A 12,735-nucleotide genomic window follows, 5' to 3' on the forward strand; every position below is an offset into this window, starting at 1 on the left:
TCAAACTGCTTGACGACTCTAGTCAGTACGACCTAGCAGTACCTTCTACTTATTATGTCGAAAAAATGGCCAATGAAGGTCTTTTACAAGAGATTGATCAGTCAAAACTTAGTAACTTTAGTAACCTAGATACCTCATTTACCAACACTAAGGTCGATCCTGAAAACAAGTACTCTATCCCTTATATGTGGGGTAGCACTGGGCTTGCCATCAATGGCGATAGCGTCGATCCTGCGACCGTTAATAGCTGGAATGATCTGTGGAATCCTGAGTATAAAGGTCAGGTGATGCTGACTAATGATGTGCGTGAAGTGTTTGGCATGGCACTACTCACGCTTGGTTACTCAGGCAATAGTAGCAATCCTGATGAGATTAAAGCGGCTTATGATAAGCTCACCACTTTGATGCCTAACGTCAAAACCTTTAATTCAGATGCGACGCGCATGCCCTATATCGAAGGCGAAACTGCCCTTGGTATGACATGGAATGGCGAAGCGGTCATGGCCAATGATGAAGGTCTGACCAGCTTGGTTTATAAATACCCATCTGAGGGTGCAATACTTTGGATGGACAACTTTGTTATTCCAAAAAACGCCAAGCAGGTTGATGCGGCACACAAGTTTATTGATTACTTATTGCGTCCTGAAAATGCCAAGATTGTTAGTGAAGAGATTGGTTATGCTTCACCAAACATGGCGGCGCGTGAACTGATGGACAAAAGCGTCCAAAACAATCCAGCCATTTATCCAAGTAAGGAAGTACTGGCGCAAGCTGAGTTCCAAGAAGATGTGGGCGATGAAGCGCTGCAAGTCTATCAGCAATATTGGGATAAGCTCAAAACTGGTCGTTGATACAATTTCGTTCTATTTAACGATTAACCCAAGCCTCTAATCGGTTACATACGCATATAAAAACGCTGACTCTAAAGGGTCAGCGTTTTTTTATAGATGTAGATCAGTCTTGCCGCCTTTATTCTCAATTCGGCGTTGTTCGCGGCGCTGGTAACGAAGACCGGAGGCTGCAAACCATTGCGGTTTGGTGGTCTGTAATAAATCGCTAAGCCGCTGTAATTGCACTTGCAAAGTTTGGGTCAACCAAAAATAACCTTGCCATTCAAACCCTAAGTTTTGCACACTTGGATAATCTGATACGGTAATACGTGTGATCGGCCGAAACACCTCATCACTTGGGCTACGCAGCACTGCTGCCATGTGTAGCATAGCTTGGGTCAGCTCATGCTGATAATGAATCAATAGGGTATGATTCTCATCATCTATCTCAATATTAGCCAAGCGCGGTGCGGCGCTTAATAATAAATCAATCGTTCCGATGATATTTCGATGCGTACGCTGAATCGTCTCTAAAGTCTCTTTATCAATGCCCGACTCTCTTTCTGTCGCAGCAATGTGCGGGCGTACTGCTAATAGTCGCTTATTGATTTTTTGTAGCGCCTTAACCAATGCTTTGTTGACTGGGATATCAGGGACAGAGCTACTAGTAGGATAAATCAAACTTGCTGAGCTGGTGCTCTTAGTGTATTTGAATGGTTTGGGCACTAGAATGTCAGCATCAATATGGTTGCCGACTCCGGCATATAGATTACCGCAGGTCTCAAGATTGCTTGCCAGCAAAAAACGCCACATCAAAGTAGACTTGAGGGGTAAAACTAAGGTCGCCGCCACCGCCACGCCAGCGCCCAGCAAAATATTAAAGGCACGGTACAGACCATCTTGACCGATACTGCTTTGGTCAGGACTTGAAACAATCATCAGCATGGTAATACCCGTTAATAGACCAATATAACCCAACTGTTTAACCGCAACATACCCAATGATACCGCTGATGATGCCGATAAGTAGATAGTATATCCACATCCACGTACCGATGTCTTGACTTAACCACAAAAACCCAAGCCCGACGCCCACACCAAGCAAGGTACCCAATATGCGCTCTTTGGCTTTGGTATAAATTGCACCTTGGTATTGTAATAAACCCAAAATGACAAACACCGTAATGGTGGTCCACTCTCCATGTGGCAGATTGGTGACCTCATTCAATAATAGCGCAGTCAGCACCGCTGTGCCCAAACGTATCGCGTGCAATACGTCAGCATGTTGATAACGCGCATAAGGCTCAACAAGTGGGGCGGTAAATCGTTGCCAAAAGGTCGGTTTCACTTGGAATCACTCTTTTTATAAAATAGAAAATATAACAATAATGAAAAACATCAATAGACAGCACTTATTAGATGATGATTGACTACGTAGCCATTAATCGGACAGCTACTATTTAATATAGCCAATACTAACTAAAAGTGTCATGTATTTTATCTGTAGGCAAAGCCGTTAGAAATTTTCTTGCTTGCTGTGCCTGCGCAGACAGAGGCTACAAAAATTTATATCAGCTTTGCCATAACATTTTTGGAGTGAATTAACTATAACTATTCACTCACCAGCAAAAAATAACGCCTTTCATCTATTAAAAGACAAAAGACGTTAAAGGTCAAAGCGCGCGAGTACAAAATAGACAAAACTGATGTACTCACTCTTCAATACTTATCGCATTTTTAAAGAGAGCACTTGCTTTAAACACTATACTTCTAAGTAGTCCAAAATACCTTCAGCCGCTTGGCGACCATCCCAGATGGCGGTCACGACCAAATCAGAACCGCGTACCATATCACCTCCAGCAAAAATCTTAGGATTTTGCGTTTGGTACTTATAGGTTTGCTCTTCTAAAGCGACGACGCGTCCTGTAGGGTCTAGCGCCACTTGCTGCGTCTCAAACCACTCCATAGGACTAGGACGGAAGCCAAAGGCCATGATGACCGCATCGCAAGGAATAATCTCTTCAGAGTTAGGAATCGGCTCTGGGCGACGGCGACCACGATTGTCTGGTGCACCCAGATGCGTAGTGACAACTTTTACCGCGTTCACTTTACCATTTAAGCCGATGATTTCGGTTGGTTGGCGGTTAAACAAAAACTCAACCCCTTCTTCACGCGCATTAACGACCTCACGACGCGAGCCGGGCATGTTTTCTTCATCGCGGCGATAGGCACAGACGACCTGCTCTGCACCCTGACGGATACTGGTGCGATTACAGTCCATAGCCGTATCACCGCCGCCTAATATGACGACTTTTTTGCCTTTTAGGTCGATATATTCGTCGGCATCTTTTTCCCAGTCGTTACAACGGTTGACGTTGGCAATGAGATAATCTAGTGCATCATAGACACCGTCCAGCTCCTCACCAGCGAAGCCGCCACGCATATAAGTGTATGTACCCATACCCATAAATACCGCATCATAATCACTCAACAGCTCATCAATACTGACATCAGTTCCGATTTCTGTCTCAAGGCGAAACTCGATACCCATACCTTCAAAAATAACACGGCGGTTGCGCATGACGTCTTTTTCCATCTTAAACTCTGGAATACCAAAGGTCAGTAAGCCGCCAATCTCAGGGCGTTTGTCAAAGACGACTGGTTTGACACCATTTCTTACCAAAATGTCGGCACAGCCAAGACCAGCAGGGCCTGCACCAATAATGGCAACCTTTTTATCTGTCCAGACGACATCTGACATATCTGGACGCCAGCCAAGCGCAAAGGCGGTATCGTTAATGTACTTTTCGACATTACCGATAGTCACAGCGCCAAAACCATCATTCAATGTACAGGCACCTTCGCATAAGCGGTCTTGTGGACAGACGCGCCCGCAGACCTCTGGCAAAGTGTTAGTACGATGACACAATTCTGCCGCTTGGAATATCTGCCCTTCGGTGGCAAGTTTAAGCCAATTAGGGATGTAATTGTGTACTGGACATTTCCACTCACAGTAGGGGTTGCCGCATTCAAGACAACGATGGGACTGCTCGGCCACCGACTCACTCTCAAATGGTTTGTAAATTTCGACAAACTCTGTTGAGCGCGTCGCAATGTCTTTTTTATTCGGCTCAACCCGTGGTACTTCTAAAAACTGAAAACTATTATCTAAGCGTTTTGCCATAATGACTTACTCTTCTATATGGGGCTCTTCTATAGTGGGTAGTGACAGTTGGCATATACCATTTATATTAGGTCAAGAGACCTAGCGATACTGTCACTTACCTACCTACAATATTAGCGCAGTGAGAGGTAATCTCTTAAATGTTTACTTAAACCTTAGCAGATCAATAAACAGCAAATTACTGTGGATCGGCTGTGGTGGTTTTAAGCAGTGTTGCAATATTCGCCGCTTTGGGTTTAACCAAATACACCTTACGAACATAGTGTTCAAAGTCAGCCAATATTGTCTGACCCCACGCACTACCTGTCTTCTCCACGTGTACTTCAATAACCTGCTGCAAATGGATACGATGTTCTTCAGTCTGTTCACTTGAGATACGGTTTAGGTCAATCAGCTCATGATTGCAGCGATCAAAAAAGTCGCCATCCATATCAAGTACATAAGCAAACCCGCCTGTCATACCCGCTCCGAAATTAAGTCCTGTACGACCAAGAATCGTGACGATACCGCCTGTCATATATTCGCAGCAATGATCGCCCGTGCCTTCGATGACGGCATGAGCGCCAGAGTTACGTACCCCAAAACGCTCACCTGCTGTGCCTGCTGCATAGAGCTTGCCACCTGTCGCACCATACAGACACGTATTGCCGATAATAGCGGTTTCTTGTGCGCTAAAGTTTGAGTCTTTTGGCGGATAAATCACAATCTCGCCGCCTGCCATGCCTTTACCGACGTAATCGTTGGCATCACCTTCAAGCTCAATATGCAAGCCGCCTGCATTCCAAACGCCTAAGCTTTGCCCTGCAGTACCTGTTAGATGCAGCTTAATAGGCATGTCACTCATGCCAAGATTGCCCCAGACTTGTGCAATCTCACCGGAGATACGGGCGCCAATAGAGCGATCACAGTTGCCGACATAATAGCTATAATCACCACCACTACCTTTACGGATATTAATCAGCATATCACTAATCATCTGCTCAGCCAGTAAGCCTTTATCGAACGGCTCATTACGCTCAACCTGACAAGTTTGCGCTTTGCCACTACTGGCAGGATGACTAAATAGTAACGGCGTCAAGTCAAGATGACGCTGTTTGTCAGTATTGCCCTCTAATACGTCAAGCAAATCTGTACGCCCGACCAGCTCTTCCATGCTACGTACGCCAAGAGCGGCGAGCCATTCGCGCGTTTCAGTGGCCACAAATTTGAAAAAATTGATAAGCATCTCAGCTTCACCAATAAAGTGCTCGTCACGCAGCTTAGCTTTTTGCGTGGCAACCCCTGTCGGACAGTTATTAAGATGACAAATTCGCAAGTACTTACAGCCAACTGCAATCATCGGTGTGGTACCAAAACCAAAGCTTTCTGCTCCAAGAATAGCGGCTTTGACCACATCAAGGCCTGTTTTGAGGCCACCATCAGTTTGCACGCGTACTTTATCGCGCAGACCATTGACGCGTAGCGACTGATGCGTCTCAGCTAACCCTAGCTCCCATGGCGAGCCTGCATGGTGAATAGAGGACAGTGGCGAGGCTGCGGTACCGCCATCATACCCTGAGATGGTAATCAAATCGGCATAAGCTTTTGCTACACCTGTCGCAATGGTACCAACGCCTGGACGCGAAACTAATTTAACTGAGACTAAGGCATCTGGATTGACTTGTTTTAAATCAAAAATAAGCTGGGCAAGATCTTCGATAGAATAAATATCATGATGCGGCGGCGGTGAGATGAGTGTCACTCCAGGCACAGAGTAACGCAGGCGGGCAATCAAAGCATTGACCTTTCCGCCTGGCAGCTGACCACCCTCGCCAGGTTTTGCACCTTGCGCAACTTTAATTTGCATGACTTCTGCTGAACGCAAATAGGCAGGCGTGACCCCAAAACGACCAGAGGCGACTTGTTTGATTTTTGAGTTGCGTAGGGTACCATAACGAGTAGGATCTTCACCGCCCTCCCCTGAATTTGAGCGTCCGCCAATGGTATTCATCGCCATAGCGATTGATTCATGCGCCTCGGGTGATAGCGCGCCAAGCGACATACCAGCCGAGTCAAAACGCGCCAAAATCTTTGCTGTATCTTCAACTTTATTGACATCGATACTGTTATCCGTTTTAAGTTGCAACAAATCACGTAAGGTTGCAACCGGACGGCTATTGACCAAATCGGCATAATTACGATAATTGTCATAATCGCCCGTACGTACGGCCGTATGTAAGCTATTAATCACATCAGGATTAAAGGCGTGATATTCTTTATTGAAGACGAATTTTAGTAAACCCCCTTGATCCAGTGGCGCGCGACGTTTAAAAGCATTGGCCGCCAATTGCGCTTGGTCTGCTGCCAGATCGGTAAAGGTAGCTCCCTTAATACGGCTTTGTACGCCTTTAAAGCATAAGCCCACTACCTCCTCTGAAAGACCAACGGCTTCAAATAATTGTGCGCCGCGATAAGAGACAATGGTAGAGATGCCCATTTTTGATAATATTTTTAGTAAACCTTTATCCAAGCCTTTTCGAAAGTTAACCCGTGCTTGAATCGGATCGCCAAGCAACTCCCCTGTTGCGACCAAATCATCAATGACATCATAGGCTAGGTATGGATAAACGCAGGTTGCCCCAAAGCCTATCAATACTGCTACTTGATGTGAGTCACGTGCCAGACCAGTCTCGATGATTAAGTTGGCATCAGTACGGATACCTTGAGCAATCAAGTAATGATGCACCGCACCAGTTACCATAATGGCGTTCGCTGGTACTTTATCTGCAGCGATATTTTTATCGGACAATACAATCAAGGTATGACCAGCACGGATAGCGCGTGCCACTTCTTCGCAAATAGCTTTGATAGCCTCAGACAGCTCTAGCGTACGATCATAGTTTAGATCAATACGTGCCATCTGAAACGCTAGATCATCCAAGGTTTCAAGCTGCCGCATTTTGCTGGCTGATAATACTGGCGACGATAAGATAATGCGATGCGCGTCTTTTTCTGATGGCGCAAATACGTTGGTTTGAGCACCAAGACACGTTTGCAGCGACATGACGATTGACTCACGCAGGGGATCAATCGGCGGGTTGGTTACTTGTGCAAACTGCTGACGAAAGAAATCTCCAACATGGCGAATTTGCTGCGATAACACCGCCATTGGCGTATCATCACCCATCGAACCGACTGGCTCTTGACCATTTTCGGCATTGGGACGAATGATTTCAGTACGCTCTTCATTGGTAATGTGATACATTTTTTGCAGAGCTTTTAACTTATCACCGCGGCATGCTTGCGCTGCTAGCTCTTCTTCTAAACGCTCATCATCGCGGATACGTTTCGCTTCTTCACGCAGCCACTTGCGATAAGGATGAGCCTTTTTAAGTAAGGTGGCAATGGCTTTAGTATCTAAGATTTGACCAGTCAATGTATCGATAACCAGCATCTGACCTGGGCCTACGCGTCCTTTTGCTAATACATCTTTAGGATCATAATCCCAAACGCCCACTTCAGAGGCCACCGTGATATAGCCATTCTTAGTCGTCACCCAACGTGAGGGTCGCAGACCATTACGATCGAGCATACAGACCGCATAGCGCCCATCTTGAATCACCAGACCTGCTGGCCCATCCCACGCTTCCATATGCTGCGAATAAAACTCATAAAATGCACGCAAGTCCATATCCATGCTATCGACATTTTGCCAAGCTGGTGGCACAAGTATCGACATGGCATGAAACAGATTCATACCGCCTGACATCAGCACCTCAAGCATATTGTCTAAGCTTGATGAGTCTGAACCTGTACGGTTGACTAATGGCGACAACTCATTCAGGTTCGGCAACTTTTCTGATTTTAGCTTTGGCGTACGTGCTTCTGACCAATTACGGTTACCCGTAATGGTGTTAAGCTCGCCATTGTGGGCAAGATAGCGAAATGGCTGCGCGAGTGGCCAACGCGGCAGGGTGTTGGTTGAAAAGCGCTGATGGAAAACGACAATATGGGACGCCAAACGCTCATCTTGTAAGTCTAGAAAGAACGCTGGCAGATCTGAGGGCATTACCAACCCTTTATAAATGATAGTTTGGCAACTTAATGAGCACACATAAAACAGCTCGTCATCAGCCAAGCGCTGCTCTGCTTTTTTACGAGCGACAAACAACTTACGGTTAAAATCATCTGCGACCAGATCATCAGGTGCATTGACAAACACTTGCTTAAAATCAGGTAATGTCTCACGGCCAATCTCACCGACGATACTTAAGTCGAGTGGTACATCACGCCAGCCTACTACATCTAGGCCTTGCGCAGTGATCTCTTCGGAGAGTATTTGTTGACTATACTGAGCTTTATCATTATCTACGTTAACAAAGACCATACCGACAGCAAAATTGTCATTAAGTACAAGCTGCTGCTCAGTGGCAATCTGCTGAAAGAACTCCGTAGGCGTTGCTAACAATAGACCACAACCATCACCAGTTCTACCATCGGCAGCAACACCACCGCGATGGGTCATACAACTTAAGCTATGAATAGCAGTCTTTACCAGATTGTGGCTGGCTTGACCCTCAATATGAGCAATCAAACCAAAACCACAGTTATCAGAGAAGTCATCTGGCGTGGCCAAATGCGTATGGGAGGAAATCATTGACATGGCTAGTCCTTTTAAGTGAACGGGCAGCCTATGTATCCAATGCAGAACATAGGCAAAATGCCGTAGGCAGAACGGGTTAATGATAAATACTCATATTTCCGGATAAATAAATGATGCGATTAACAATAGGTTTTAGCGCGTTGAAAGTGACAAAATACTCATCACTGTCGCATTTATTTAAGACAGACCACTAAATAGACGGCTGCTAAGCATTAATAGAAGCAAGATAAGAGCGTCGATAAAAAGCTAATCGTTAAAGTATTAGCACGTTGTTCTTTGCTTGGCAGCTATTTAAAGCTTTTAGTTATAAGCATCAATATGACACATATATCGATCAACAACTGACTGAAAGCCTGATAACACGGTTTTCAATTGAGTTTGAATATCAGACACTTTACATTCAAGCGTCTTAACAACCCTAGGAAGGAAGAGGATAAGAGGATTTGTACTACCATTCTTAATAAACTTAATGCAAATGGTCAGTCAATACGCTTGAAGCGACGACGCTACCATAAAAGCTTGCAACAACAGCATGAAACAGAGGCCAACCGAAATAGCTGCTTTACAGTAACTCTACAAAGTGTCACCCATATTCATATTAGTTAATGATTATAGAAAAATCTAGTCTTTTTTATTAATTCATTTAATTATGGTATCGAGAGTTTTTTCAAACTTTTAGTATTAGAACACGTAATTAGCTATATTAAAATCTTCATAAAATACTGCTGAGTTATTTTTTCTTTTCTTTAAACTCTTATGATTTTAAAAGGGCTTATACTCATGATTGAACGATTACTGGTAACCAGTTTTCAAAAGCATAGCGGCTCTCCGATGCTACTTAGTAAACCATTTAGTAAATCGGCATGAAAAAGCCTGCAAAACTTACGTCTTGCAGGCACAGCAACTAGCGATAAAGGCAGCGCTAATCAGCTGGTAAAGTGCTAGTCAGTTTTTTCTTCGATGAGCTCTTTGATGCTATCGTCTTTGTTTTTAGCTACTCCAGCGCTATCGTTTTTTGCCGACCCAGCATTTGGGTTTTTCACGGTTTCGTTACTGGCGCTTTTATTAGCTGAGGCTGAACTTGAGCTGTTTTTCTCACTGCTGTCTGGCGCAGTTGGCGGTTTTGGCGTAGGAACCACTGGTAAGCTTTTGTCTTCCGACCCAGAACTACGCGCATTATCTTCTTTTTTAGCGGTGGTTGATGAGGCACGGCCTTCATCTTCGGTAATCACAGTACGCTCTTCGTTCACTGCCAACGTTGCAGAGGTATCCTCTGATTGACGAATGCTCTCAACAGTGCCATTGTTTGCCGTTTGATTACCATTCCCAGCTTCATTGCTTGCCAAGCCTTCATCTGCCTTGCGAGCTGGTACCTCACGTTCAGTCGGCTGCAATCTGACAGATCTTGAACGTCTCGTACTTAAGTCTTTGATGGATCCAGGACGCTCATAATTGTCGACGATACCGACATAACGGCTGATCTCTTCTGGCAGCACACGTACGTCAGCTGGTAATCCAAAATCAACCAATTTAGCTGCGCCTACTGCTTCTTGCGGACTACTCATTAGTCCATAAGTCAGCATATAACGCAGTTGATTATTATCATCACGGTAACGAAAGTATGAAAACCTCTTACGATCATCACGGCCTTCCAGATAACTGGTAATGACTTCGTTCTCTGCTACGTTCATGACTTGTACAGTCCATTTACCTTTATTGGCTAGCAAATAACGCTTGTCTTTAAACTCATCAGGATAGTTGCGCAAATCACGGATGGTATCTTCAAAGTTGATCGGTTGAACGTCATTATCAAGCTCATGTAACGCTTCAACAGACAAGGGTTGTGCCAGCTCAGTACTGAGGGCTTCTGGCGCTGCTATTGGCGCGTTTTCAATTTTGGCACCGATAGCGGGAGTCTGACTAAACATCCAAAGCAGGGCGGTCAAGACCCCTAAAAGCAAAGTCATCATCAGCCACATTAAAGCCTGCCTGCGATATGACGTATGTTTTGAACGAGTCGTTGAGCTCGATGAGACCATGGGTGTTTCCTTGGGGAAAATAGGGTGAAGCATGTTAGTAAACTATAGCGACTCAGCTATCTAACGACTCATGTTATAGTGATAAGTATAGTCTATGATAAAACATCGTTAAGTAGCTGCGTATCAAAATCATCTGTTAACACCGCTTGTCCTATTGATTTTAACAAAATTAGACGAATTTGTCCGCCTTTCACCTTTTTATCATGCCCCATAAGCTCTAAAGCCGTATCGACATTGATAGGTGGTGGGTCAATTGGTAAGTTAGCAAGTATCAATACACGCTTGATCCGCGCCACATCAGCTTCACCTAGCCAGCCCATCATTTGTGATAGCTGAGCCGCTTGCACCATACCAGCGGCAACAGCTTCGCCATGGAGCCAACTACCGTAACCTTCGTGAGTCTCAATCACATGGCCGAAAGTATGACCAAAATTGAGCAACGCTCGCATACCAGCTTCTCTTTCATCTTGCGCCACTACGGCCGCTTTATACTCACAACAACGCTTTACAGCCGCTCCAAGTACTGCCAGATCCAGTTGCATCATGGCAGGTAGATTTGTTTCAAGCCACTCTAAAAACTCAATATCCATGATCAACGCATATTTGATGACTTCAGCCAATCCTGCCGATAGTTCACGCGCAGGTAAAGTTTTGAGGGTGCTCATATCAGCCAGCACCATTTTCGGCTGCCAAAAAGCGCCAATCATGTTTTTACCTTGCGCATGATTGATACCAGTTTTGCCGCCAACACTTGAATCTACTTGCGACAATAAGGTGGTCGGGATTTGAATAAAATCCACGCCGCGCATAAAACTTGCTGCTGCAAACCCAGTCATATCACCGATGACACCGCCCCCAAGAGCAACTAAGGTTACATCACGATTAAAATGCTGAGCCATCAAGGCATCATAAATTTGATTGATGCTATCTTGGTTTTTATATTGCTCACCATCAGGAAGTACGCAGACAGCGACGGTAAATGATTCTGCTAACTGCTCTTGCAACCGCTGCAAATATAAAGGCGCAACGGTATCATTAGTCACAATCAATACTTGCTGACCATTAATATAAGGCACAATGCTTGTGGCCATATCGCACTGCTCGACAATAGCTATCGGATAATCATGGCTTTGAGTATGAACGGTCAACTTTGCGTTAAATAGTGGCGCTGCCATAAAATTTCCTATATTTGATATGTCCATTTGTGGCTCATTACCAGATGGCATAAAGCATTTTTAATCTATAAGCGGCTTTGGCGTTGAAGACGTTTGTATTTTGTCGTCTGTGTCTTGTGTTTGGATATCGGTTGTTACCTGCTCTTTTAGTGTTGTTGACTCTAAATCTGTGCTTGCAGCCACCAAAAAAGTCTTCAACTGCTGTAATAACTGATTAACCATATGACGAGGATAGGTATGACCAGTTGGCAATACAATGTGTGCCACTTGTCGATACAATGGATCGCGAGTGCTATACAAATCTTGTAGTATTTTTCTGGGATTGGGTTGTTGCAATAATGGGCGCGACTTGTCTTTAGCAGTGCGAGCCATTTGTACCTCTACGGGTGCGTTCAAATAAACCACGATACCGCGCTGATGCAGAAACTTTCGATTGTCAGCGCTCATGACAGCGCCGCCACCTGTTGCAAGGACGATATGCTGACGCTGAGTCAACTCGTCAATTGCTCGTGTCTCACGTGCTCGAAACCCCACCTCGCCTTCTTTTGCAAATATCCAAGCAATATCGGCACCTGTTTGTGACTCGATATACCAGTCACTGTCCATAAACTCTCGTCCTAGCTGCTTAGCAAGCAACCGGCCAATAGTGGTCTTACCCGCTCCCATCGGCCCAACTAAGAATACCGATGGCAATTCCTCCAACATAGCACTCACTCAGATAAATTAACTATCATACAACGTCATCGTTATTCTGGCTAGTAATGAGCTGAGTTTATTATCAGTAAAATTAGATTTTATTAAATGATAGACCATAAAAAAGCAAGCACTTGGGCTCGCTTTTTTATGGCTTGTGACCTATGAACAAA

6 protein-coding genes and 1 pseudogene are annotated in these 12,735 nt (G+C 44.8%); 1 reads left to right on the top strand and 6 read right to left on the bottom strand.

Annotated elements, in window-relative coordinates:
• The coding region (locus tag ACS8FC_RS12780; protein ID WP_439297071.1) for an extracellular solute-binding protein at positions 1-851 on the top strand (851 nt) is incomplete at its 5' end.
• A gap of 90 nt (positions 852-941) precedes the next feature.
• Here the strand turns inward: ACS8FC_RS12780 and ACS8FC_RS12785 are convergent.
• The 6 genes and pseudogenes from ACS8FC_RS12785 to aroK all read right to left on the bottom strand — a co-directional run.
• Positions 942-2,177: an FUSC family protein gene (locus ACS8FC_RS12785; RefSeq protein WP_439297072.1), complete on the bottom strand. Its 1,236-nt coding sequence runs from the start codon at positions 2,175-2,177 to the stop codon at positions 942-944.
• Positions 2,178-2,591: 414 nt separating this feature from the next.
• Positions 2,592-4,013 carry an FAD-dependent oxidoreductase gene (locus ACS8FC_RS12790; RefSeq protein WP_299217906.1) on the bottom strand — a complete coding sequence of 474 codons (1,422 nt, stop codon included), beginning with the start codon at positions 4,011-4,013 and terminating at the stop codon, positions 2,592-2,594.
• A 178-nt stretch (positions 4,014-4,191) separates the two neighbouring features.
• The gene (gene gltB, locus ACS8FC_RS12795) at positions 4,192-8,655 is read right to left on the bottom strand and encodes a glutamate synthase large subunit (RefSeq protein ID WP_439297073.1); all 4,464 of its coding nucleotides are present in this window, start codon (positions 8,653-8,655) and stop codon (positions 4,192-4,194) included.
• A 941-nt stretch (positions 8,656-9,596) separates the two neighbouring features.
• Positions 9,597-10,694, bottom strand: coding sequence for a hypothetical protein (locus ACS8FC_RS12800; protein WP_439297074.1), 1,098 nt, complete (start codon positions 10,692-10,694; stop codon positions 9,597-9,599).
• A 92-nt stretch (positions 10,695-10,786) separates the two neighbouring features.
• Positions 10,787-11,869 carry a 3-dehydroquinate synthase gene (gene aroB, locus ACS8FC_RS12805; protein WP_439297075.1) on the bottom strand — a complete coding sequence of 361 codons (1,083 nt, stop codon included), beginning with the start codon at positions 11,867-11,869 and terminating at the stop codon, positions 10,787-10,789.
• 159 nt (positions 11,870-12,028) lie between these two features.
• Positions 12,029-12,574: pseudogene (gene aroK, locus ACS8FC_RS12810) on the bottom strand (shikimate kinase AroK); the annotation flags it as partial.
• Positions 12,575-12,735 lie beyond the last annotated feature (161 nt).

Source organism: Psychrobacter sp. 1Y4 (assembly GCF_051847555.1).

Coding starts and splice junctions, on each gene's coding strand:
- ACS8FC_RS12790 (WP_299217906.1), bottom strand. CDS start 4,013: ATGGCAAAACGCTTAGATAATAGTTTTCAGTTTTTAGAAGTACCACGG.
- gltB (WP_439297073.1), bottom strand. CDS start 8,655: ATGTCAATGATTTCCTCCCATACGCATTTGGCCACGCCAGATGACTTC.
- ACS8FC_RS12800 (WP_439297074.1), bottom strand. CDS start 10,694: ATGGTCTCATCGAGCTCAACGACTCGTTCAAAACATACGTCATATCGC.
- aroB (WP_439297075.1), bottom strand. CDS start 11,869: ATGGCAGCGCCACTATTTAACGCAAAGTTGACCGTTCATACTCAAAGC.